General features: G+C 43.9%; 23 protein-coding genes and 1 pseudogene. 14 read left to right on the top strand and 10 right to left on the bottom strand.

The features are described from left to right. Window positions 1-238 precede the first annotated feature (238 nt). The gene (locus BCU75_RS09275; protein WP_076675256.1) at window positions 239-751 is read left to right on the top strand and encodes an RNA methyltransferase; all 513 of its coding nucleotides are present in this window, start codon (window positions 239-241) and stop codon (window positions 749-751) included. Between the two features lie 141 nt (window positions 752-892). On the opposite strand, the gene BCU75_RS09270 is transcribed toward BCU75_RS09275, so the two are convergent. Then, window positions 893-2,953 (bottom strand): alpha-amylase family glycosyl hydrolase, encoded by a 2,061-nt coding sequence (locus BCU75_RS09270; RefSeq protein ID WP_076675259.1) that lies wholly within the window; start codon window positions 2,951-2,953, stop codon window positions 893-895. Between the two features lie 278 nt (window positions 2,954-3,231). Between BCU75_RS09270 and BCU75_RS09265 the strand changes: the two genes are divergently transcribed. The 11 genes and pseudogenes from BCU75_RS09265 to phnE (BCU75_RS09215) all read left to right on the top strand — a co-directional run bounded on the left by BCU75_RS09265 (window position 3,232) and on the right by phnE (BCU75_RS09215) (window position 16,392). Further along, the gene (locus tag BCU75_RS09265) at window positions 3,232-4,068 is read left to right on the top strand and encodes an SGNH/GDSL hydrolase family protein (RefSeq protein ID WP_076675262.1); all 837 of its coding nucleotides are present in this window, start codon (window positions 3,232-3,234) and stop codon (window positions 4,066-4,068) included. Window positions 4,069-4,153: 85 nt separating this feature from the next. Continuing rightward, window positions 4,154-5,044 (top strand): annotated as a pseudogene (locus BCU75_RS09260) (LysR family transcriptional regulator). 91 nt (window positions 5,045-5,135) lie between these two features. Beyond that, window positions 5,136-6,143, top strand: a complete 1,008-nt coding sequence (gene dgcN / locus BCU75_RS09255; protein WP_102473640.1) for an N-acetyltransferase DgcN — start codon at window positions 5,136-5,138, stop codon at window positions 6,141-6,143. A 57-nt stretch (window positions 6,144-6,200) separates the two neighbouring features. Continuing rightward, a complete protein-coding gene (gene dgcA / locus BCU75_RS09250; RefSeq protein WP_102473639.1) occupies window positions 6,201-7,187 on the top strand; it encodes an N-acetyl-D-Glu racemase DgcA in 987 nt (328 codons plus the stop codon). A 383-nt stretch (window positions 7,188-7,570) separates the two neighbouring features. Then, complete coding sequence (locus BCU75_RS09245; RefSeq protein WP_102473638.1) at window positions 7,571-9,544, top strand: sensor histidine kinase; 1,974 nt, start codon at window positions 7,571-7,573, stop codon at window positions 9,542-9,544. Beyond that, window positions 9,541-10,893, top strand: a complete 1,353-nt coding sequence (locus BCU75_RS09240; protein ID WP_102473637.1) for a sigma-54-dependent transcriptional regulator — start codon at window positions 9,541-9,543, stop codon at window positions 10,891-10,893. The genes BCU75_RS09245 and BCU75_RS09240 overlap by 4 nt, the downstream gene beginning before the upstream one ends. A gap of 301 nt (window positions 10,894-11,194) precedes the next feature. Beyond that, window positions 11,195-12,415: a glycerophosphodiester phosphodiesterase family protein gene (locus BCU75_RS09235; protein WP_102473636.1), complete on the top strand. Its 1,221-nt coding sequence runs from the start codon at window positions 11,195-11,197 to the stop codon at window positions 12,413-12,415. 261 nt (window positions 12,416-12,676) lie between these two features. Beyond that, window positions 12,677-13,717: a phosphate/phosphite/phosphonate ABC transporter substrate-binding protein gene (phnD, locus tag BCU75_RS09230; protein ID WP_041473170.1), complete on the top strand. Its 1,041-nt coding sequence runs from the start codon at window positions 12,677-12,679 to the stop codon at window positions 13,715-13,717. A gap of 289 nt (window positions 13,718-14,006) precedes the next feature. Further along, entirely contained in the window at window positions 14,007-14,777 is a 771-nt protein-coding gene (gene phnC / locus BCU75_RS09225; RefSeq protein WP_004732991.1) for a phosphonate ABC transporter ATP-binding protein, read from the top strand. Beyond that, window positions 14,765-15,589 carry a phosphonate ABC transporter, permease protein PhnE gene (phnE, locus tag BCU75_RS09220; protein ID WP_102473635.1) on the top strand — a complete coding sequence of 275 codons (825 nt, stop codon included), beginning with the start codon at window positions 14,765-14,767 and terminating at the stop codon, window positions 15,587-15,589. The genes phnC and phnE (BCU75_RS09220) overlap by 13 nt, the downstream gene beginning before the upstream one ends. Further along, window positions 15,589-16,392, top strand: a complete 804-nt coding sequence (gene phnE / locus BCU75_RS09215; protein ID WP_102473634.1) for a phosphonate ABC transporter, permease protein PhnE — start codon at window positions 15,589-15,591, stop codon at window positions 16,390-16,392. The genes phnE (BCU75_RS09220) and phnE (BCU75_RS09215) overlap by 1 nt, the downstream gene beginning before the upstream one ends. A 176-nt stretch (window positions 16,393-16,568) precedes the next feature. Here phnE (BCU75_RS09215) and BCU75_RS09210 read toward each other — a convergent pair whose 3' ends face one another. The 8 genes from BCU75_RS09210 to BCU75_RS09175 all read right to left on the bottom strand — a co-directional run bounded on the left by BCU75_RS09210 (window position 16,569) and on the right by BCU75_RS09175 (window position 20,896). Continuing rightward, the gene (locus BCU75_RS09210; protein WP_102473633.1) at window positions 16,569-17,348 is read right to left on the bottom strand and encodes an HAD-IIB family hydrolase; all 780 of its coding nucleotides are present in this window, start codon (window positions 17,346-17,348) and stop codon (window positions 16,569-16,571) included. Window positions 17,349-17,457: 109 nt separating this feature from the next. Further along, window positions 17,458-17,613, bottom strand: coding sequence for a DUF3012 domain-containing protein (locus BCU75_RS09205; protein WP_081279990.1), 156 nt, complete (start codon window positions 17,611-17,613; stop codon window positions 17,458-17,460). 321 nt (window positions 17,614-17,934) lie between these two features. Next, entirely contained in the window at window positions 17,935-18,291 is a 357-nt protein-coding gene (hpf, locus tag BCU75_RS09200) for a ribosome hibernation-promoting factor, HPF/YfiA family (protein WP_076675292.1), read from the bottom strand. A 317-nt stretch (window positions 18,292-18,608) separates the two neighbouring features. Further along, the gene (locus tag BCU75_RS09195) at window positions 18,609-19,073 is read right to left on the bottom strand and encodes a hypothetical protein (RefSeq protein WP_102473632.1); all 465 of its coding nucleotides are present in this window, start codon (window positions 19,071-19,073) and stop codon (window positions 18,609-18,611) included. 1 nt (window position 19,074) lies between these two features. After that, the gene (locus BCU75_RS09190) at window positions 19,075-19,482 is read right to left on the bottom strand and encodes a hypothetical protein (protein ID WP_102473631.1); all 408 of its coding nucleotides are present in this window, start codon (window positions 19,480-19,482) and stop codon (window positions 19,075-19,077) included. 60 nt (window positions 19,483-19,542) lie between these two features. Beyond that, window positions 19,543-20,037 carry a hypothetical protein gene (locus BCU75_RS09185; protein WP_102473630.1) on the bottom strand — a complete coding sequence of 165 codons (495 nt, stop codon included), beginning with the start codon at window positions 20,035-20,037 and terminating at the stop codon, window positions 19,543-19,545. Window positions 20,038-20,040: 3 nt separating this feature from the next. Beyond that, on the bottom strand, window positions 20,041-20,526 hold the full coding sequence (locus BCU75_RS09180) for a hypothetical protein (RefSeq protein ID WP_102473629.1): 486 nt from the start codon (window positions 20,524-20,526) through the stop codon (window positions 20,041-20,043). A 22-nt stretch (window positions 20,527-20,548) separates the two neighbouring features. Then, window positions 20,549-20,896 carry a hypothetical protein gene (locus BCU75_RS09175; RefSeq protein ID WP_076675305.1) on the bottom strand — a complete coding sequence of 116 codons (348 nt, stop codon included), beginning with the start codon at window positions 20,894-20,896 and terminating at the stop codon, window positions 20,549-20,551. Between the two features lie 303 nt (window positions 20,897-21,199). Here BCU75_RS09175 and BCU75_RS09170 point away from each other — a divergent pair, with 303 nt between their 5' ends. Continuing rightward, entirely contained in the window at window positions 21,200-21,784 is a 585-nt protein-coding gene (locus tag BCU75_RS09170) for a hypothetical protein (RefSeq protein WP_102473628.1), read from the top strand. Between the two features lie 96 nt (window positions 21,785-21,880). Here the strand turns inward: BCU75_RS09170 and glgC are convergent, their stop codons facing one another. Beyond that, window positions 21,881-23,104 carry a glucose-1-phosphate adenylyltransferase gene (gene glgC, locus BCU75_RS09165; RefSeq protein WP_102473627.1) on the bottom strand — a complete coding sequence of 408 codons (1,224 nt, stop codon included), beginning with the start codon at window positions 23,102-23,104 and terminating at the stop codon, window positions 21,881-21,883. 399 nt (window positions 23,105-23,503) lie between these two features. Here glgC and ompW point away from each other — a divergent pair, with 399 nt between their 5' ends. Continuing rightward, window positions 23,504-24,157, top strand: a complete 654-nt coding sequence (gene ompW, locus BCU75_RS09160) for an outer membrane protein OmpW (RefSeq protein WP_076675313.1) — start codon at window positions 23,504-23,506, stop codon at window positions 24,155-24,157. The last annotated feature ends 18 nt before the right edge of the window (window positions 24,158-24,175 follow it).

Raw genomic sequence — 24,175 nt, 5'->3', positions numbered from 1 at the left:
AACACATTATTAATGTGGTTTCAAAATGTAAATGGGCTTGTTGTCTAATTGTTACTCTAGAGAGTTTTTGTTTGATAAATATGATGATGGTTAAGTTTTTCAAGTGAGAAGCCTTGCAATTAGAGGCTTAAGAGCGAAAAAGCGAGTTTGTATCGATGCTTTTGAATTCGACGTTGCTTTGGTAGAATGCGGCCCTTTGTAGCACCTTGCTATGTTTATTCGTTAAGTGAGAAAATTCATGAACAAAAGCCATGTCACTATTGGTTTAACTAACCCAAAGAGTCCGACGAATGTTGGTGCTGTTATGCGAGCGGCTGGCTGTTACCAAGTCGACGAAGTTAAATACACAGGGCTACGCTACGAAAAAGCCGCTAAATTCCACACTGACACTAAGAGTGCAACTCGCACTATTCCGCTGACTAGTGTCGAGTCATTTTTAGATAACCTTGATACAGAAACACAGATTGTGTGTGTAGAACTAGCAGAGGGTGCGACACCGCTGCCGCGTTTTAAACACCCGGAAAATGCTATCTATATATTTGGCCCTGAAGACGGTTCTATTTCTCAAGATGTTGCAGACCGAGCTGACCACGTTGTGTATGTACCAACGGTAGGCTGTATGAATCTAGCTGCGACGGTCAACGTGCTACTTTATGATCGCCTTGCTAAGTCAGATGAAATGGACGAGAGCAACGAGCTGATTAAGAAAAGCCGTGATAACCGTAATCATTTACAAGTGAAGTCGGTATAGATATCGTTCTAATTAGTACTCGGTTTCGTTAAGGTCCATGTAGATTGAAGAAAGCCCCCTATTACCCACTATTTTCTAGTCAAAGGCATATAAGGGGCTCTTTTGTGGTTTATCGCGGTTTTTAGTCGTCCTTAAATATGACTATTCAGTACATTTGGAAGCCATGATTTTGAGTGGTTGCCCTGCATCATCAAATTTTAAGCTCCATACATACTGTCCTGCATTACGAATAGTGACTGCGGTATCTTGCCCGTAACCACCTTTAGTTAATGAGTTAAGTTGCCCTAGTTTCAGGTTGAGCCCATCAGCTGTAAACTGAGGTGACCAAGCTTTTGAAGCATATTGCATGCGATAGCTGCCAGGCGTTTCAGTGGTGACGACTTGGTAAGTGTTATCACCTTTATATTCAAACTCTCGTTGATCCACGTGCTTCCAACCTGAATCAGCAAAGTTGCCAACCACATAAAGTGGGCTCGAAATAGGGCCTTCAGCTTTTATTGTTGGATTGTCACATTGAGCCATGAAGCCTTGTCCAACTTCATTTCCTGTCGCTAGTATCGCCGCGATTGGCCCTTTCTCACTTGGCTGTGTTATCGACAAGAAACGAGCTTCAAATGGGCTTAGAACGATAGAGTAATGACCACCAATAGCTGAGACCGATTGCTTGGATTCAATATCCTTCAGATCAGCTACGGAGCCTGATTTTTCTTTGGTTAGTTTTATGATTTGTTCTTTGTTGGTAACGTTCACTGCGTAGATAACAGCATCGCCTTCATAGGCTTTGTGATCGACATAGGCGACATCATTGGCCATCAGGTTTGTACGTTTACCTTGTGATAGAGCGGGGTGCGTTTCTCTCAGTTTCATCAAGTTTGTCACGTATTGCTTTAAGTCTTTTTCGTGCGCATTGAGTTGGGCTGTGACACCTTCAATTTTACCGCTAGTACGGGCTACGTGATCATCACACAGACCATTAATTGCACAGTCATCAGTCCAAACTTTATCGGAGAACCCCTCTAGCTGGTCGCCAATCTCGTCCCCATAGTAGGTCGTAATTGGGCCGGTATAAGCTGCTTGGAATGAAAATGCCGCTTTATAGCGCTGCCAATATTCTTTGTCTTGTGGAGAAGCGATATCACCGCGCTGTAATAAGTCACCAAAGCGCACAAGGTCATGGTTACCGATCATTAAATTTGGCTTTGCGTGGTCTGGGTATAACGAATGTAAAGACATGCCTTCTGCAAGCCACTCTCCACCTTTGTTCCCCACGCCAGCTTCGTTTACAGCAAATGTTTCCGTCAGGCGGTAGCGCATCGGGAAATCAAACGCAGAACATAAGGCCGGCGCTTCATTTGAACCGTAACCAGTTTCTATGATGCGGTTCTCACCTGCCCAAATTTCCGCGACCATATAACCCAGAGGGTTCACGGTTTTACCTTCGCTGTTTACGTATTCGACTTGAGAAGATGCGGTGTCTACCGTTTCTCTGATTTGACTCCAAGCTTCTTTTGGCACTTGATAAGCTTGATCTAAGCGCCAACCATCAATTTTGAGCTCTTTGATCCAATACTCGGCAACTTCTTGATAGAAGGCTAGGCTCTCAGGGTATGATACTGGATTATCCTCTCCTTGGGGCACCTTACCTGTTGGTGACGGCACTACGTTTTTTTTGTGGTGGCCAAATACGCCATCAAAGAAGACATAAAGCCCTCGAGCATGCGCTTCTTCAACTAAGGTTTTAGCTTCTTCCATCGAGCCAAATCTAGGGTCGATATTAAAATAATCAGTGGCAAAATAACCGGTTGCATCCAGTCTATCAGCCCAGTGGTCTTGGTTTTCGATAGGCTCTGAATTAAAGATTGGAGTTAGCCAAATACCGTTCATGCCAAGAGATTCAATGTAATCAAGTGAGTCGATAATACCTTGGATATCTCCGTTATGGTGACTGGTTCCGTAGCCAGTCCCATGACCAATTGAGTCATCGCCATTGACAAAGCTTTCGACCATCACTTGATAGATTCTCAAGTCATTCACGTTGGCATTCGTATTCGCTTGGCATTGGTATGCTGTTGGTTCTTGAACTGATTCAGGTGCAGATTGGCAACCTGCAAGTAGGATGGCGGTAACGGCCAACGCGGTATTGGATAGAGAAAGTTTCACGTTAAGGTCCTTATTATTATGATTTAACTTATTATTCACCATCCTGATATTCTATAAATCCTCCGTTAAATAGTGGCAATAGGAGTAGACGGTAGGCTGAGAGATTGAGGTCACAATATGTGGCTAATTTCTTATACATATTATGATGAAGTGCTGATTTTTGAGTCGGAACGAGATTTGTCCAGGAAGATATTTTTATGCGGTATGTAAACAGCCTTGTTGATAATAAGTCATTCTCTGTTTCTAATGTTATCTATCCCGTAAGCAATCGGATATTATCTTTGGTTCATCATTAGATAATTGAAGGGTTAGATAACACCATGGAAGACAAGCAATTACTTGCCGCGCTGCAACAACACCCTGTCCTCGATCTGTATCAGTTATTCCAAGAATTTGGTCAAAATAGCTCTCTATACGCACTATTAGAGAGGTTATCTTCCCTTAAAGAACAGCATCAATTAAATACTCGTCTGAGCCCTTTCAAGCCTCACATTGAAGGGTTACTGGCTCAATTCGATAGCACCACGCCGGATAGTGACATCCTTAAGGCGGTCGCTGTTCAGTCTGAGATTCAACAACGAGGCCATAGCATGAGCCGTTACATCATGACATCAGATAATCACCGCCATTTTTCCCCAAATGCAGACCTAGTGATGTTTGGTGATTCGATCACCGAGTGGGCCCCGTGGGCGGATATTTTCCGCGATATCTCGATGGTCAACCGTGGCTTGGCGGGTGATACCACAACGGGCATGTTGCGCCGTATTGATACCACGTTGAATGTGAATCCAAAGTTGGTGTGTTTTATGGCAGGGATAAACGATTTAGCGCAGGGTTATGATGTTGAACATATCTACCAGAACTACATTGATATGCTTGAAGTGTGGCAAGAAAACGATATTCGAATCTTGGTGCAATCAACGCTTTATGTTGGTTCGAAACTGCAAGGTTTGAATTCGTCGGTTGAGCTACTCAATAGCAAGATAAGCGAGTACTGTTCCCAGCAAGGCATTGCGTTCTTAGATGTGAATTCAGTCTTGTCACCTAATCAGATTCTATCGAATGAGTACTCGTGTGATGACTTGCACTTGAATGCGAAGGCTTATCAAGCTTGGTCAAAAGTGCTCCAGCCTAAGATAGAAGCGTTACTAAAATAAACTCGTTCAGGTAACGGATTAGATAACTGGATAGATAGTTAAATAGATAAGTTAAATAGGCAAGTGAACCCAAAAGGACATTGATTTGAACCTAAGACAGTTGGAAGTCTTTTATGCCATCATGCAAACCGGAACCGTATCTGGAGCCGCACGTAATCTACATGTGTCGCAACCCAATGTGACCCGTATTTTGGCGCACACTGAGCAACAACTCGGGTTTGGTTTATTCGAACGAGTTAAAGGGCGCTTAGTACCAACGGTTGAAGCAAAAACCTTACTGCCAGAAGCGGAAAAGGTGTATCAGCAATTGGGTCAATTTCGATCTCTGACCAACAAAGTGAAGCAAGGACATCAGCATTTACGTATTGGTGCGCCGCCGATACTGGCGACTAAATTGCTGACTCCGGTGATAGCCCAAATGTCTCGAGTACAAGAGCTCTCTTTTGAGTTACTGACTGCCAACCGTGATGAACTATGTGCTGGGCTGTTAAAGCATGAGCTTGATATTGCTATCGCGTTTGGGGACGAAACACCGCCTGCAATATTAAGTGAAACGCTCTTAACCGAATCACTCAAGGTTTTGGTTCCATCCCACACTATTGAACAGTTACCTACAGAATTAACCCTCGATGATCTGATCAATTATCCTTTGCCAATCATCGGGCTCGATAGCCGCGATCCATTAGGTCTTCTATTACATCAAAGCCTTATTGCGCGAGATGAGCATTATCATCATCCGATAACTGTACGTGGATATAGCGCGGCGGCGGAACTGGTGAAGCACCAAGTGGGGTTTGCGATTGTGGATCCGTGGACGGCAGAACAGTATCAACATGACGATCTGGTTTGTGTGTTGTAATTGCAACAAGAGATCCAATTCTCAGTGTCGATGCTTTGCGCAGAACACACCCCTCAGTCGATTTCCGTTAAGCAATTTATCGCTTCATTGAAGAGCCATACTCAACCTATAACTTAAGGTTATAGGCTCGCCATAAATAGGTATTCGGCAGCCTTCAAATTCTTAATTAAAGTAAACCCATACAAGGACTTATTAATTAGGAATGCTCATGTCTATCGCTCAACCTTATCTTCTTTTTCTTGGGGATGTTACTGACCCACTCGCAGCAAAAACGGCTCGTGGTATTCATCAATGGCGACCAGAAATCTGCCTAGGCCAACTGCGTTTAACCGACGACACAGTTTCACTTGGCTTAACGGACATGACCTTGCAAGAGGCACAAGCACAGGGCGCGAAAACCCTAGTGATTGGTACGGCAAACCCAGGTGGCGTTATTCCTGACTCTTGGCAGCCAACCATAATGGGAGCAGCAGAAATGGGATTTGAGATTGCATCGGGCATGCACCAGCGCTTGAGTGAATTCTCACCGCTTGCTGACATGCAGCAGCGAGGATTGACTAAGCTTCATGATGTACGCCATTTTGATGGTGACCTGAACGTGGGTAATGGTAAGCCTCGTCAGGGTAAGCGCCTGCTTACGGTCGGAACCGATTGCTCAGTAGGAAAAATGTTCTCGGCGTTGGCCATTGAAAAATCGCTTAAACAAGCGGGAACGTCAGCTCAGTTTAAAGCGACAGGGCAGACAGGTATCTTGATTGAAGGTCGCGGTATTTCGATTGATGCTGTGGTCGCGGATTTCATTTCCGGCGCGGTTGAAGCGATTAGCCCCGATTTTACTGACCACGATTGGGACATCATTGAAGGCCAAGGTTCGTTGTTCAATCCGTCTTTTGCAGGCGTGAGTTTGGGGTTATTGCATGGCGCACAAGCTGACGCTTTGGTGCTATGTCACGAAGTAGGGCGACCACACATTCGCAACCTTCCTCATGCTCAATTGCCAAGCATAGAGCAGACCATTGAAGCTAACTTGCAAGCAGCGCGATTGACGAACCCAGACGTGAAACTGGTCGGTATCTGTTTAAACACATCGGCGATTAGCATTGAAGATGCTGAGACATTGTGCCAAGAATGGACCACACTTTATCAAGTACCAGTGACGGACCCGGTTCGTTTTGGTGTACAACACATTACTGATCATTTGCGACATTCACTTTAACGACTTCATCATTTCTACGTTTCCATTTGTTAAAGCGAACATCAACCGAGTGAAATTATGAAGATTACAGCAGAACCCATTACTATCGCGATGCAAACGCCTTTTCGCATCTCTCGTGGCAGCCGAACTGAGTGTCACGTTGTTCGTGTTTACATTGAACATGGTGGTAAACAAGCTCAGGGCGAATGTACGCCTTACCCACGATACGGCGAGTCATCGGAGTCTGTGTTAGCGCAAATTCAACAAGCGTCTAGTGCCCTTGAAGCTATGTTTGAACGAGGCGTTACCGATCCCGCAGAGCTAAGAGATCATCTTCAGTCTTTATTGACTGGAGGAGCAGCGCGAAATGCGGTCGATTGTGCGCTTTGGGATTTTGAAGCGCAGCAGAACGAACAGACGTTTCCAAATAGCTTGTTTGAGTTACCTGCTCAAATCGTGACTGCAATGACAGTCTCCATTGGCACACCGGAAGCGATGGCGACACAAGCTCGAGATTATGTGGCGAATGGGGCGAAACTTCTAAAAGTGAAGCTTGATGGCGAGCAGGTAGTAGAGCGTGTTCGTGCTGTGCGAGAAGCTGCGGCAGATGTTCAGATTGTACTGGATGCCAATGAAGCCTGGACAGGGTTGAATCTCGAAGAGTTGTTTAATCAACTAACAGAGTTTGATATTGCGATGATCGAACAACCTCTTCCACAGCAACATGATGCCTCACTGGCACACATCAAGCACCCGATCCCATTGTGTGCTGATGAAAGCTGTCATACCACTTCACAGCTCTCATCGCTGTTGGGTAAGTATGAAATGGTCAACATCAAACTCGATAAAACGGGTGGCTTGACCGAAGCATTGGTACTTGCTGAAGAAGCTCAAAGGCTAGGATTTACTCTGATGTCGGGTTGTATGTTAGGTACCTCATTGGCGATGCGTGCAGCATTACCTATTGCGGTTCAATCTGAGATTGTCGACCTCGATGGCCCTGTGTTACTCGGGCAAGATGTTTCGCCAGCACTGACTTATCGAGATGGGATGATCATTCTCTAAGATCGTTTAGTTTCAGCTAGTAGATGGACATGCCACAAATGAAATCGCACGAGTGAAAGCTTGTGCGATTTTTTTTGGTATCAATAAACCTTAACTGATTAATATTACGTGAGTTTTACTGCTTAATTGAGACTGATGAATTCACTTTACTCGGCTGGTATTGATAAAGTAATCACGTTTCTGTCGGTGAGGTCACTTTCTATTATCGCAAAACAGACAGCTCAAGCTTTATAAAATAATTGTTATGATATCTTATGTGAAATGTTAATGATTACTCTTCATTTAATAGTTTCACTAAAGCTATTAGATCTAAGATTAAATAGGTAAACCACCTAACTGATTGAATCATTGACGGATCCTGTTAATTTTATGATGAGAAGAAGGTGGAGCGAGTGAGTAGTCATGTCTCCGAGGTGATAGAAAACAAAGACAGTTTTGAGCGCCCATTTTCGATCAAAATCCCGCGTCGCAAGTGGTTTGGTTGGAAAGGTATTGAACTGCGCTTGGTATTGGCATTGGCTATGTTATCAATGACCACCATCTTCCTCTCAGTTGTCTCTAGCTTCACCTTTGACGATTTAAACCAACGCCTTGTCGAATTAAAAGAGAGCGAAATCCCCGCCTTAGATAACGCTGCACGCCTTAATGATATGGTGCGTGTGATTATCACGACTTCATCTCAACTCAGTGATGCTGAATCCAATTTAGAGCGTAAACAGGCGATGCTTAAAATTGAAGAGGCCATTTCAGTAATGAATAGCGTTATGGTTCATTTTTCTGACTATCATGCCTATTTTAAAGATCTTATCGCCCAAGTTAATAATAGTCTGAGTCTGTTGTATCAAAGTGAGATTGAGTCAGAACAACTCAATCAAGAACTTCGTAATTTGCTTGAAGGCTTTTATCCTCTATTGCAACAAGCCAGTGATTCACTCGATAGTTTGCCTGAGTCAGCCAAAGATCAAATCCAATATACTCAGTTGAAATCTCTGCTTTATTACCAATTAGGCTTAGTAGAGAAGCTGTATAACGACTCAAGCTTTAATGAGCTCGATTACACTAGCTACCGTCTAGAGCAAGTCGGGGAAGAGTGGTGGAAGCTTTGGGTCAGTGGTGATTTAAGAAATGATTTTCCTGAATTAGATCATCAACTCACAGTGATCTATAACCTTGCCTCAAGCGATAGCAGCTTGTATGGGATGAAAAACAAAGCGCTCGATCATCTCTATCAAGAGCAATATTTCCTGCAAAACAGCCGTGAACATTTGAACCAGTTAACCGTGCAGATCGAAAGCAACACCAGCAAGGTGAATAGCAATATTGACCAATCGATTCAGCTGGCGCAGCTGTCTTTACAATCGAATCAGCAGCTCTCTCTTTTTCTTTCTCTGTTTAGCGTATTGGCTGCCGCTGCCATTTCGTGGTTCTACGTACGTAAAAGTATTTTAGAACGGCTTTTACAGCTCAAAGACAACATGTTTGCGATTTCTACCGGTCATTTAGATACCGAGGTTTCTATTCGTGGCAAAGACGAAGTGACGCAAATGGCCAAGTACCTGAAGGTATTCCAAACCACGGCCAAAGTCGTTAAGCAAACCAATCGTAAATTAGAGGCAGAGGTTGAAGAGCGCACCTTAGCTGAAGCCAAATTACGAGTGACCCAAGACGAATTGATACAAGCGGGGAAATTGGCTGCGCTAGGTCAACTAAGTGTTGGGATCACTCATGAGATCAATCAACCTCTGACCGCTGTGAATAGCCACGTTCGAAGTGCTCAATTATGGTTAGGTAAGCAAAGGCCTGACAGGGCAGAAGAGAACCTGAAAAAGATCGAGGTCTTATTAGATAAAGTGGCTGCGATTACTCGTCACTTAAAAGCCTTCTCACGCAAGAGCGATGGCAAGATTGATAACGTCGAGTTGGATAAGGTCGTCGGTGATGCGATTGATCTGTTTGAAACCAGACTGAGCGCAGTGTCGATTCAGTATTCACCGCAAAGTTACCAGATGGTTCGAGCCAACAGTATTCGTTTGGAACAAGTATTGGTTAACTTGATCAGCAATGCTCTGGATGCCGTTGAGCACAAAGAGCAACCTAAGCTCTGCATCTCTACTCAAGTGTTTTCGAACACCATACAGATTTCGGTCAAGGACAACGGATTGGGTATCCCTGAAGAAGATATCCCGTATTTGTTTGACCCATTTTATTCCAGCAAAACAACAGGTAAGGGGCTCGGGCTCGGCTTGTCTATCGCATACAACATAATAAAAGACTTTGGCGGCTCGATTCACGTGGAATCGGTTGAACACCAAGGCACCACCTTTATCGTCACCCTACCAAAAGGCACAGGTTCATGATTCCAGAAAAACACATAGTTCTTATTGACGATGAAATTGATGTCGTCGAAGCCGTGAGCGAAATGTTAGAGCTAGAAGGGTTTAGCGTCACCACCTTTACTGATCCCAACCTTGGCTTGAAGTCGCTCAAAGCGAACAGTCAGTCGGTTGTGTTGTGTGACGTACGCATGCCGAAAGTGGACGGTTTGACGTTGTTGAGCTCAATTCAACACCGTGCCCCGAATGTGCCCGTTTTGTTGATGAGTGGTCATGGCGATATTCCAATGGCGATCGAAGCGATGAAGTTGGGCGCTTTTGATTTCTTGGAAAAACCGCTTAATTCGAGTGAGCTGGTGGAAAAGCTTGATTTGGCGATTACCCAATGTCAACACAATTGCCCGTCAACCTCGCGTGGCGATGAACAAGAGGATCTACCGATTGAATCTGTGATTATTGGCCAATCAAAAGCGATGGATACGATACGTAAGCAAGTACTCGCACTGTCTCATACTGGTGTTGATACCATCATCAACGGCGAAACAGGAACAGGCAAAGAGGTGATTGCTCGCGCGTTGCATCAATTTAGCCGTCGTAAGGCGAAGCCCTTTGTCGCGATCAACTGTGGCGGCATGACTGAAAGCATTATCGAAAGTGAGTTGTTTGGTCATGAAGCGGGCTCGTTTACCAGCGCGAACAAGAAACGCATTGGCAAAATAGAACAAGCCAATGGCGGTACTCTGTTTCTCGATGAAATAGAAAGTATGCCGATTGCGGTGCAAATAAAACTGCTGCGTGTGATTCAAGAGCGAATGATAGAACGCGTTGGCGGCAATGAATTGATCCCTGTCGACATCGTCGTGGTCGCAGCCAGCAAAGCCGATCTTGTGAGCTTGAGTGAGTCTGGGGAATTCAGAGCTGATCTCTTTTATCGCTTGAACATTGCGAGCTTAAACCTTCCGGCACTGCGCCAACGAAAAGAAGACATTCAGGTGCTGTTTCGCCATTTTGTGATTCAAGCGAGCCACAAATATAAGACGCGCCCATCAACGATTTACCCTGAGCAGATACAGCAGCTATGTCGGCATGAATGGCCAGGTAACGTTCGTGAACTGCGTAATGTCGCTGATCGATTTGTGTTGGGTATCGTCGGTGATGGCTTCGATCTTCAATCGCCGATTTGTGAAGCGTCCGGAGAAGATTTCGCCTTTGAAAAGCAGATGGAGCAGTACGAAAGGAATGTATTGACTGAAGCGCTAATAGAAAGCGCAGGCAACATTAACGAGGTATCAAGTAAGCTGAATTTACCGCGTAAAACCCTTTATCGAAAAATGAAGAAACACCAATTGGATAAAGAGAGTTTCAAAGCTTAATTCGTTCAGGTGTTTGTTAAATGGAAACCCAAAAGCAAAACCAAAAGAAAAAGCACAAGACAACAATGACCCATTTGGTTTTTAGTCGAATGGCTAACTGTTTCAAGTGGTTGTAATAAAAGAGCTTTAACATCTGGCACAAAGCGTGCAATCCCTACATTGTGGCGTCAGCCCACATGAGGTTATTCGGTGTTGAGTCAAAAAATATATGACAGCTATCTATATATGACAACTATCCAACATTGAATGATCGAATAAAGGACATTAGAAAAATAATTGCTTGTTGCAAGGAGATACAAACATGAAGCAAATACTGAAAGGTTCGATTGCTCTGATATTAGGCATGAGTTCAATAACGGCATGGGCCGCTGCAGAACCAGCAAACTTAGGACCTCGTCCCCTCTTTTTAGTCAACAATATGGATGAGAGCCCTTTGAAAAATAAGCTGTTGAGTTGCAGCGAAGGACCTTTTCATCGTAGTGATTTTTCTATTGGGCATCGCGGAGCTGCGATGCAGTTTCCTGAGCACACTAAGGAATCTTATTTAGCGGCGATTCAAATGGGCGCTGGCGTTGTCGAGTGTGATGTGACCTTCACCAAAGATAAGGCGTTGGTATGCCGTCACTCGCAAAGTGATCTGCACACGACGACCGATGTATTAGCACACCCAGATCTTGCTGAGAAGTGCTCAACCCCATTTACACCAGCTAATCCAGCGACAGGCGAAGATGCTCAGGTTGAGTGCCGTACTTCTGATTTCACGTTGGCTGAGTTTAAGACGCTCAAAGGGAAAATGGATGGTGCGAACCCAAAAGCCACCACGGTTGAAGAGTACATGAATGGCACGCCTGGTTGGAGAACCGATCTTTACAGCCAAAGTGGGACATTGATGACACACGCAGAAAGTGCAGCACTGTTTAAAGAGCACGGCGTGAAGGTCACTCCTGAATTGAAATCAGCAGCGGTAGATATGCCTTTCAATGGCTTTAGCCAAGAGATGTACGCGCAGAAGCTGGTGGATGAACTGAAAGAGGCGGGTTTCAAGCCTTCTGAGACTTATCTACAGTCATTCAACCTGGATGATGTGAAGTATTGGATCAATGAAACACCGAAGTTCGGTAAACAAGCCGTTTACCTTGATGACCGTGTTTATGAGCAAGCGGACTTTGTCGCGTCTGTTGAAAATATGAAAGAGCTACACGATGCGGGCGTGAATATCATCGCACCACCTCTGTTTGCTTTAGTTGAGCTTGATAAGAACAACGAGTTGGTGGCGTCTAACTACGCGAAACTGGCTAAGGATGTAGACCTCGACATTATCGCATGGACACTGGAACGTTCTGGCCCGCTAGCGCAAGGCGGTGGTTGGTATTACAAGAGCGTGACAGACGGCATTAATAATGATGGCGATATGATGAAAATGCTTGATGTACTGGCGCAAGATGTTGGTGTTATGGGCGTATTCAGCGATTGGCCTGCAACGGTAACGTATTACGCTAACTGTATGGACAGCGACGCTTAGGCGATTCAGAGAGCGCGTAGCCAAAGAATAACAAGAGAAAAAGCAGTGAATCAAAGAGCCTTCGGGCTCTTTTTTACCACCGAAATTAGCGGGACATAAATGACCCAAATGGTGGTTTGTGAGTTGGACAAGAATGACACAAAAGTAATTTGCCAATTTGGGTTTTAAATTAAGTTGTTGAAATTAAATGAATTAAAAGGTGGCACAAAGGCTGCAATAGCGAAGATGACTTTCAACAATAAGTAAAAGTAAGGTTTGAATATGAAAATCAGTGTTAAAGGACTGTTAATCGCTAGCTCATTACTACTTCCTTCAATGGCTATGGCAAGCGACTGCTCTAGCCGTGGTGTGTTAGACGATCGATACTGTGATGAAAACCAAGATTTGGTCGCCGATTCACCGAAGAATCCAGATGAGTGGAACGACCCAAGTACGCTTGTGTTTACTTACACTCCGGTAGAAGACCCAGCGCTATACAAAGATGCGTTCGCCGACTTCCAAGCTCACCTAAGTAAAATTACAGGTAAGCGAGTGATTTACTACACGGTGCACTCGAATTCTGCGCAAGTAGAAGCGATGCGTTCTGGTCGATTGCACGTTGCAGGTTTCTCTACGGGCCCAACAGGCTACGCAGTTAACCTCGCGGGTTACGTTCCAATCGCAGTGAAAGGCGATGAGTCTGGCTTCCAAGGCTACAACCTAATCACGATTGTGCGTAAAGACAGCGGCATTAACAAAATGACTGATCTGAAAGGCAAAAAGGTTGCACACACTTCTGCATCTTCCAACTCTGGCAACCTAGCTCCACGTGCGTTATTCCCTGCGAAAGGCCTAGTGCCAGATGAAGATTACAAAGTGCTTTACTCAGGTAAGCATGACCAATCGATTCTAGGCGTCTTCAATGGAGATTATGACGCAGCACCTGTGGCATCGGACGTTTATGACCGCATGGTCGCAGCAGGTCGTGTCGACGATTCTGAACTGAAGATCATCTACCGTAGCCCACGTTTCCCAACGTCTGCGTTTGGCTATGCTTACAACCTAAAACCAGAGCTAGTTGAGAAGATCAACGAGGCTTTCTTTAGTTACCGCTTTACACCAGAAATGAGCGCATCGTTTAAAGGTGCAGACCGTTTCTCGCCAATCAGCTACAAAGAAGAATGGGATGTGATTCGTGATATCGCTCATGCGACAGGTACGGCTTACACCAAAACTGGTTTGAAGAAACTGGCTGAAAAAGATGCGGCTAAACGAGCAAAGAAAAAAGCAGCTGAGCTAGCAAAACAAGCAAACAACGGCTAACTCTTTTTCTATTAGAAGACTAAGTTTTAGAAAGACTTAGTTCTTTAAATACTTACCTTAACTAATACCAATCACAGTAAGTAAGTGATCAAACATAGCGTAGAAAAAAAGCTTGAGAACAAGGCAGAATTTTTCGATAAGTAGTTATTCTACAATCAAAAATTCTAACGAAGTTATCGAGGTTTTTAACAAGCTAGGGTGAGCAGTTATTTACTACGATTGGTATCAGTATCTATGCCCTCGCGGGTAGGGCATAGATCATTCTAAAATTCGCACAAGGAAATGCAGTATGGCCGTAGCAAGCTATGAAGGAATAAAGATAAACAACCTTTTCCACGAATACGTGGCAGGCAAGCCAATCCTTAAAGGCATTAATATTGATATCGATGAGCCAGGTATCATCGCGATCATTGGTCCATCTGGTACCGGTAAAAGTACGCTTCTGCGCTGTATCAACCGACTCAACGATCCAAGCCAAGGTGAGATCATATTTGATGGCGCAGACCTGACTCAACTAAAAGGCCAAGCGCTACGTAAACAGCGTCGACACATCGGCATGGTGTTCCAAGAATATAATCTCGTGGAACGTCTAACGGTTATCGAAAACGTGTTGAGTGGCCGTTTGGGTTACATGACCGCTTGGAATGCATGGCGTCGCAACTACTCTGCACAAGACCTAGCCAAAGCGTTCGAGTTACTTGAATTTGTTGGCCTACAAGACTTTGCTAACCAACGTGCCGACAGTTTATCGGGCGGCCAAAGACAGCGTGTCGGTATCGCTCGTGCCGTTATGCAAGACCCCTATATCTTATTGGCGGATGAACCGACTTCATCACTCGACCCGAAAACTGCGGTTGAGATCATGGAGTTGATGGAGACATTCGCAGAACAGAAAAACATTCCCGTGTTGGTGAATATCCACGATGTGAATTTAGCTAAGCGTTATGCCAAGCGCATCATTGGTATGTGTAATGGCAAGGTGCATTACGATGGCAGCCCTGAAGGTATTTCAGAAGAAGACCTAAAAATTATTTATGGGGGTGAGTCATGGCTGGATTAAACCCAAGCTCATCGCCAAGCGTAGCGTCAAACCAATCGCCAGCGAAGCATGAAAACCCGTTCAAAACCTCGTGGGCTAACCGAGCAATAATAGCTGCGATAGTTGCGTATCTGTTTTACAGTTTCTCGACTTTAGGGCTGACCTTTGATCGTTTGATCATCGGCTTTGGTGAAAGTGAGCGGTTACTATCAAGAATGTTTCCGCCTGATTTTTCGCGTACTAGCTTACTGCTGAGCGGGTTAGCAGAAAGTTTACAGATTGCGATTATCTCAAGCTTCTTTGGCATCGTTATTTCATTGTTTCTGGGCTTGTTAGCTGCGAGAAATATGATGCCTTCAATAGTATCTACACCAATACGTTGTTTCATCGCACTGTGTCGCTCTTTTCATCCGGTGATCATCGCAATCCTATTTGTGAAAGCGGTGGGCTTTGGTGCCCTTGCTGGGATCCTGACCTTGGTCTTCGCATCGATTGGTTTTATTGCCAAGCTTTTTGCAGAAGCGATTGAAGAGATCTCTTTTAAACCGGTTGAAGCGATTAAAGCAACCGGTGCCAGTTTTATCAGCGTCATTTTGTATGCGGTAATGCCTCAAGTCTTTACTCGTTTTATTGGTTTTGCGAGCTACCAGTTGGATTCGAATTTACGGAACTCAACCATGGTTGGCATCGTGGGTGCGGGTGGCCTAGGTGGCACGTTATTCTCGGCATTCCAACGCTTTGACTACGACTTCGTCGCCGCTATTTTGATCACCATTATCGCATTGATTCTTGTGGGTGAATTTCTTTCCAACATTGTTAGGAGAATCTTTTAATGACAACAGCATCTATCGATAAAGAGTGGCAGCGCTTTACACCAAACGAACGCGTGGCTCGATTTGCCGTTTACCTTAGCTTAGTGTGTGCGATTGTTTGGTCTTGGCAGACAGTTGAAGTGATTCCTGAGTTCCTATACGACGCGCCAGCGCAGTTTGCTGACATGTTTGAGCGTATGGTGCCAGTGGACTACGCTTTCTATCCTGAATCAATTCACGCAGCGATGATTGAAACACTGCACATTGCGACGTTAGGTACCTTGTTTACCTTGATATTTGCGATTCCTTTGGCGTTATTGAACGCGCCAAATATCACTCCGAATAAAGCCTTGAACTGGATTGCTCAATTCTTTCTCGTGTCTTCACGTTCTGTGAACTCATTGGTTTGGGCATTGCTGTTCATCGCACTGTTTGGCCCCGGTGTTCTCGCAGGCATTATGGCAATTGCCATTCGTAGTATCGGCTTTGTAGGGAAGCTGTTAGCGGAAGCAATTGCTGAAGTGAACATGGGGCCTATCGAAGCTTTGCGCGCAACCGGCGCTTCTTGGATGAGTATCTTGCTTAAAGGGTATTGGCCACAAGTGATGCCCGCTTTCTACTCCATCGTGTTGTTCCGTTGGGACATCAATGTACGTGAATCTGCGGTATTGGGGTTAGTGGGCGCTGGTGGTATTGGCGTGGTGCTAAACGATGCGCAAAACCTTTTTGAGTGGCAAAAAGTTTCGATGGTATTAGTGAGTATCTTCGCAGTGGTTATCGTTGCAGAAGCGGTGGTGATCCATATTCGTAACAAACTTATATAAACATATGGTGCAATGCAGCGTGTTTTGTGTGATGTGTCAAAGTTAAGAGCTTATCTAGCATTTTGAAGCTCAAACGACCCTAGGTACTTCGGTCTACCTAGTGGTCGTTTTTTTATGTCTATTGAGTGACCTGAGACCTTGTTAGAAGTAGAAGGGTGTGACTCGTTTTTAAGAGTCTAGCTTTTAACTGCCAGCAGCGCATCCACAAATTCTGCAAACCCATAGCCACCCGGCTGTGACATCACCTTACTTGGATGATGATCTAACTTATTCCAATAATGCTTAATGTTTGCCACGCCAACGGTGAGTGGTAGTGATTCGAACATCTGTTGATCGTTCATTGAATCGCCGACATAGCAGGCCTGATTGTGAATTTTCTCAAGCGATAAGCCTTTATCAGCCAGGAAACGGTGCACGGCGTTTTTCTTTGAGTGCTCGCCGTACCAAGCGTTGATATGAATCGAACTTGCCGTCGCGTGTGCGCCTAAAGCGTGTATTCTTTCGAGTACCGCTTGAACAGTTTCAGGATCAACAGGCTTACGGTTTTGGCCGATATCAATCGCGACCTCACACAAGCGATAGGCTTGATCCAATGTTAAAGATAGGTCTGGGTAATTCAACAAGATCGTTTCAACTTCTTGTTTTAGCTTGGCTTGGTTCTGACGCACTTGTTCTAGTGGTGTTTCAGATGAGAGTTGTAATGCACCATTTTGCTTCTCTAGTAAGAAGGCGCCGTTCTCTCCAAGCACGGCATCGACAGGCCAAAGCTGCGCAATATGATCACACCAACCAGCACAAGCTCCCGTTACTGCGACCACTTTGATTTCACTGTCTCTCAGCTTTTGTAACGCAATCAGGGTTTCTGGAGGGAGTGAGCCTTTCCAAGTGAGCGTGTCATCGACGTCGGTTAATACCCATTCGATGTGCTTCCAGTCATTACCTAGTTGGTGTCCCATACTCAAACTCGCTTATTCGGGTTCATTGTGTTGCGTGGAGTGCTCAATTCGTCGTTAAACGTCTTTCACTCAGTGTTATCAAGTGTTGTTAATTAACGCTTAGCAGTGTTTAGAAAATACAATGCTTAGCAAAATCACCAGCTTCATTGGCAGTCCAGTCGCCTTTCGGCTTTTCTTTCATATCTGTACACCAAGCTTCACTGCCTACTTCTGTACAAGCCATCAGTTGAGTCGCTAGAAATAGAATTAGCGCGATTTTTTTCATAATCAACATTCCTTTATTGTTTAAATTTCTGCTTATAACTGTACCAAATACGACTAGTCATTGTTATAGCAGCCTGTGACATAAGTCTGTTAAAACGAGATAGAGTTGGGCTTGGTTCTAAGATGGGAAGCAAAAGGGATGTTAGACAGCCGAGATAAGCCAAATCAAAGTGATAAATAGACAAATAGACAAATAGACAAATAGACAAATAGACAGGTTGATAAATTGATTGAGGTGTAGATCGAAAAAGCCAGCAACGTGTGCTGGCTTTGCAATTCTTGTACGCTTCTATTCGTTAGTGCGCTGTAACTACTTGTCGAGTTATACCAGTTTCATCTCTTGGATGATGTCCGAAGCAATCTCTGGCTTCGTGCTCGTTGGCTTCTCGTGTAGATCGGATTTCAATTGTCCCTTACGGTTACTTAGACCTGCTTCAAGTTTTTTGAGTGCTGCAGCGATTGCTGGGTACATAACATCGTCTGTAGATTTTGCTGTTACTCTTACACCTTCGTAGTTGGTGAATACTTCAACCTGGTGTTGACCGTGTTCTTTAGTAATGATGATGTCGCAGCTGATCAGTGATGGGAAATGGTTAGATATCTTCTCGAATTTACCTTCGATGTCTGCACGTGACTCGTCGTTAATTGATACATGATGTGTTTGAACATTTATTTTCATAAATCATACCTTTCCAATGACTGTGTCATTTAAACGTAGCAAACATCGGATGGATTGACCAACAGTGAAAGTACACATGTGTGATTGACTTCAGTGTTATCAAATAATCTATCCTTGCTCCCTTGAAAGTCTGATAAACTGATCGCATATTATGTTTCGTGTTTTCAATACATGTTCAAAAAAAACTCATTATTGATTATTTGTTCTGTCTTTGAGCTCAGACCCAGTGAATATCTCCTTATCGGTTTTGTAAACCCGAACTTGTCTCTTTGGTTCATAGTCGTAGCTTGATAAATATTTCATCTCAGAGCGTGAATCTATAAACACTCAACCGCCCACTCCATATTTAAGTGAAACTCTCCAGCTGTCAGTTGCAATTCTGGTATAGCGATACGCGCTTTAATTTCTACTTCATTATTTGATGCGAGATGCTCGATAGGAAATTCGACTCCTTGACGCCAATAGTTGATGTCACCCTCATAACGAGCAGGCGTTTCAACTTGGAAACGAACGAGTTCAGTAAGGCGAGGTTCATCAATAGAGCCTAGGTCAATATGTTGGAGTTTGAGTAGTAATCGCGAATCTTTGCGATTGGACTCCAGTTTTAAGATGATCGCTCGGCCATCGTAATCTTGTCCAAATGTCATTTCACCTTGATTGTTGATGACTTCTAATCCACAACGTTCTCTGATCTGTTGTTTAAAACTGAGCGTGGAATGGTTGGCAGCTAATGTGTAACTCGACAGAGTCAAAAGAATTAAGATAGCAATAGTGCGTAGCATGTTAGTTCACCATAACGCGGACAATAAAACCTGTAACGGCTTGTTGAGTAACTGCAACATTACTGATGGTCTGTTTATCATCCAGCGAGACCTGATAAGTTGAACTCAGAATAATATCTGTGTGGTGGCATTTGTATTCGACAATAAGATCACACATAACGCGATTTGTTCGCTTATTCCCAATAGTCGTATCGGTATAGTTAACACGGCTTTCTGTATCGATTAATTCAATGCTCGACCAATCAATGTATTCTGAATTCGAAAGTGCATCAAAGATTCGACGTTCATGGTTGTTTGAACCGTTCACACACATTTGGTTTAAATGCTCGACTTCTTGCCTATCTAAACCTGCGCTTAAAGCGTAAGGAGCAACAAACAATATCGAAAAAAATAAAAGTAAGGTTTTCATATTACCTCTGAGTACTTAAGCCCTCGTGGTGTGAGGGCTTGTCGTAGGAGAGTGAATGAGTTAGTTACACTCAATCTTCCATTTTGTTTTTACTTCGTAATCTTCACTCGCATCAAGATTGCTTTCATCAACCGCAACTCGGGCAAATAGATTCATATTGTTATCTTCTCGGATTTGGTCTCGAGTGATGTCTACACCAGCCTCCCAACTTTCAGCTGGCTGGGAGATCTCAGTTGTGCCTGTTGATTGGAAATACACATCGCTTTTTTGAATTTGTCCATGGAATGACTCTAACCTGATCTCTTCCGCTCGAATTTTAATACTGTTTTTGTTACTAACGAGCTTCACGGTTGCATGGGATTCATTGTAACTTTCGCCAAAAGCTAGATTAGCCTTGTCTTCCGTTGCTTCTATGCCACATTGAGACTCTACAGATGCCGAGAACACGACATCTCCTGTCTTATCGTCTTTATGACCAGGGGGATGTGCATAGGCAGTGCTGGTTGCAAAAATAGCGATGGCAGTAAGGCCAAGTAGAGGTTTTTTATTAAGCATTTTTTACTCCGAAAAAGTGGTATTGCTTTGTTTCATCTTCAGCAGACGATATTTCTCTGCTTCGATTTGTAATAGCTTTAACTCATGCTCCGCTTGAGCAAGCTCTTCTATACGTTCTCGCTCACGGAGCTCGAACTCGTAGAGTCGACGACAGTCAACTCGATCCTCACCACCAAACTGCAGTGTGACAGCCGCATAAACGCCTGCCTCATCCTGATTCTGGTAGTAATAATTGTTGTAATAGCTGTCGCTATCTTCATTGCCCGTTGAACCATAGGTACCGAATTGAACGGTTTTGCCTGTGGAAATGGCTTGTTCACAAGAAGCCCCCTCAGAGGTACGAATTCGGTCGGTTCCTGATGGGTTAGATACACTCGGTATCGGGTTCGCAAGTACAGGGCTCGTTACAGAAATACTGGCCAATGAAGCGATAACCAGGGCAACGGCAGTCAATAAAACTCTGCGTAGCGTTGTAATGGTTTTGTACATAGTAAGTACCATTTGAATTTAGTTAATACCGTTTGAACCTGAGATTGGTGCACACTTCGTAGCTGTTCGGAGAATCCGTCACCATGCGTGTGCAGATCTTTTTCTTGGTAATTTGAGAGGCTGGAGTTTTTACATTGATATCTAGCTCTATCTCTTGGTTTGCATCCAATTGGATCTTGTTTGGAAATTCTTTGTCATCAATTCGCAGGTAGTAATCCGCTTGTTTGGTGTAACGGTTTACCAATAAAAATCTCACCTGCGTTTTATCGGAGTAGGTCTGAAATTGGGTATTTTTCCATTTGTGCACGTTTGCATTTGCTAAAGAGCTGCTCAGCAATAAAGCTGCAGTAATGATGTAAATAGCCTTCATGAGAACCTCAAAATGATCATCGAGATCTCATTTTAGTTTCGTTCGAACGCAGGACTTACCATTTTGCGCCACTGACATAAGGCTGACAGTACGGTAAAAATGATGTCGGTTTTTCATTTGAGATAGTTTTTCGTTTGAAATCGAAGGAGAGTTGAATCTTTGAGAGGGGAGGTCAATCGTGGTAGTGGTTTTTATCAATTCGTCACTCAGTATCACAATTACTGATGTAAAGAATAGTTAAGCGTTGAGGCGACCATTGGTACGGGATACTCTAACAACTTCATTATACTTGGACCCATCACCATGAAAATGCCTGTTAAATTAGCTGCAATCGCGGCATCTCTTTCTTTCGCTTTTAATGCTTTTTCTGCACCTGTTGAGTTTCAGAAAATTCCAGAAATCATGCAACAGTTTGAAACCGCAGAGCTGTACGTCAAGAAGTCGGTCACCTTAGGGCGTTTGCCAACAGAGTCTGAAATTGGCGTTGATTTTCCGACTTATGTTTCAGATGGTAAGGGCGGTTACAGCTTAGAGACAAATAATGTAATGACGAGTGATGTAGTGATTGCAAGTATGCCTAAAACGATTGTGGATGACATTTTCAATCAATGGCTAGTACCAAAAGAAACCTGGATCAGCAGCTATGGTTCATTGCCAACATCGACCACTGAATTTAAACCGTTTAAGCGTATTAAAACCATCAAAGCAATTAAGATTGACGATGAAATGCTCGAACTGATGGGCAGTGAAGATGGTAAAACAGCGGTGATCAAAGTCAGTTGGGATGAAAAGGGAATGAAGGTTTATAAGGATGGTTATCTAGCGGATTATGAGTATGGAATAGCTCCTCATGAGATGCAAGAGAACTATGAGCTAGCACCTAAGTAGTTCGATTCGATTTTAGAAAAGCGCCCTGTTTTTATGGGGCGCTTTTTGTAAGTAAAGGGGTGTTACTGATGAATGCTGAGTGACCAGTATTAGAGGTTAAGACTCATTAAACTCGTAAGAAGAGGGCACCACAATTACGCCTTTTTTCGATATGTGGAAGCGTTTGGCATCGGCCAGGCTATCAATGCCGATTTGGGTTCCATCTGGCACCTTAACGTTCTTATCGATGATGCAGTTTTGAATGTGACAATTTTTCCCAATTTCCACATCTTCAAACAGAATACTATCAATCACAATCGCGGCATTGCTGACTTTGACCTTAGGGAAGAAGATAGAGTTTTGCGCTGAACCGCCTTCAATCACCACCCCATTCGCGATCATCGAGTTGATGAATATCCCCTGGTTACCTTCGACCGAAGCAATGGTTCGCGCGGGCGGCAGTTGCGGCTCGTAGGTGCGGATTGCCCAATCGGGTTGGTATAAATCGATAGGGGAAACTGGCTTTAGCAAATCCATATTGGCTTGATAATAAGAGTCGAGGGTACCAACGTCTCTCCAATAAGCATCTTGTGTCACTCGGCCTTCGGTGTCTCCAAATTTGTAGGCATAAACGCTTTTATCCTCCACCAATTTAGGTATCACATCTTTACCGAAATCGTGGCTGGAATTTGGATCTTCTGCATCCGCCAGCAGTGCTTGTGTAAGCACTTCTTTATCGAAAATATAAATTCCCATAGAAGCCATGCTTCGTGTTGGTCTTCCGGGTACGGAGGCAGGATAACGGGGCTTTTCTGTGAAGTTATTTATCTGATGCGATTCGTTAATTTCCATAACGCCAAACTCTTTGGCTTCATCAATCGACACTTCCATACAAGCCACCGTTAAGTCGGCTTCGCTCTGTTTATGTTGTTTGAGCATTGGCGCGTAGTCCATACGATAGATATGGTCACCGGATAGCACCACCACATGCTTGGCTTCACTACGTGAAAGCAGATACAAGTTTTGATAAATCGCATCGGCCGTTCCGCTATACCAGCTATCACCTGTGCGCATTTGTGGGGGAACATTGGTGATGTATTCGCCTAGCTCGGGGTTAAGCACCGACCAACCATCTCTTAAATGTTTTTGCAAAGAGTGAGACTTGTACTGAGTCAGTACCAAAATTTGCCGTAGCCCAGAGTGTAAGCAGTTCGCGAGAGTGAAATCGATGATTCGATATTTGCCACCAAAGGGTACCGCAGGTTTTGCGCGGTTATCGGTGAGGGGAGAAAGCCGAGAGCCAACACCGCCGGCCAGAACGATCGTTAGAGTGTCTTGCATAGTCAGAACCTCAATGTACTTATGATTATGAACATAGACTTGCAAGCACTAAGCCAAATGTAACTTGTTGAATATTAAGTGAGGTGTGAGCTAAGAATACGAGGCTGCACCAAATTGATGCGCACGAAATGCTGGCTTGCTTCATTTTGATCCAAAAGATTCGAGTAAGGTTGAGGTGTTGGATTTAACGGCATGACGCACGGGAAAGTTGCATTACAAAACTGTCAATAAAATGGAGGAATAAAGTGATCGAATCGATATAAATTTACATAAATAGTTACAAGTTTTCACAAATTGATTTCCATCAATAAAGTAGGGTTATTATATGCTACCTTGCACGCAAAATAAGAAATGATTACTCATTCACAATTAGAACAAGCCCTACAAAAGGAAATAATAATGAAAAAAACAGTATGTGGTATTGCGGTTATTGCGGCTCTTATGTCTACCAATGTACTTGCTCATAAAGAAGGTGATTTCATCATCCGTGCAGGTGCAGCGACCGTTTCTCCAAACGACAGCAGTGGCGCTGTACTTAACAATTCAGACCTAGAGTTTTCGGTTGATTCAGATACTCAACTTGGTCTTACGTTCGGCTACATGTTTACTGATAACATCAGTTTTGAAGTACTAGCAGCGAGCCCATTTTCACATAATATTTCTGTAAATGGCTTAGGCAAAGTTGCTGACACTAAACACCTACCGCCAACGTTTATGGTGCAGTACTACTTCGGTCAAGCGAACAGCGACTTCCGACCTTACGTGGGTGCGGGTATCAACTACACGGTATTCTTCGATGAAAGTTTGAATGGCACGGGTAAAAGTGCAGGCTTAAGTGACCTATCTCTGGATGACTCTTGGGGCTTGGCGGCTAACATCGGTATTGATTATATGATCAATGAAGATTGGTTCCTGAATGCGTCAGTTTGGTATGCAGATATTGGTACAACAGCTAAGTACAAACAAACAGTGGGTGGAACTACAACACAATACTCAACAGACGTTGATATCGACCCATGGGTATTCATGATCGGTGGTGGTTACAACTTTTAATTCACCCCATTAGTTTAC

Origin of the sequence: Vibrio splendidus, assembly GCF_002873455.1 — a bacterium.
GTDB classification, from domain to species: domain Bacteria; phylum Pseudomonadota; class Gammaproteobacteria; order Enterobacterales; family Vibrionaceae; genus Vibrio; species Vibrio splendidus_J.
The sequence above is the reverse complement of the archived record's forward strand: the minus strand, read 5'-3'. Positions and strand labels throughout refer to the sequence as shown.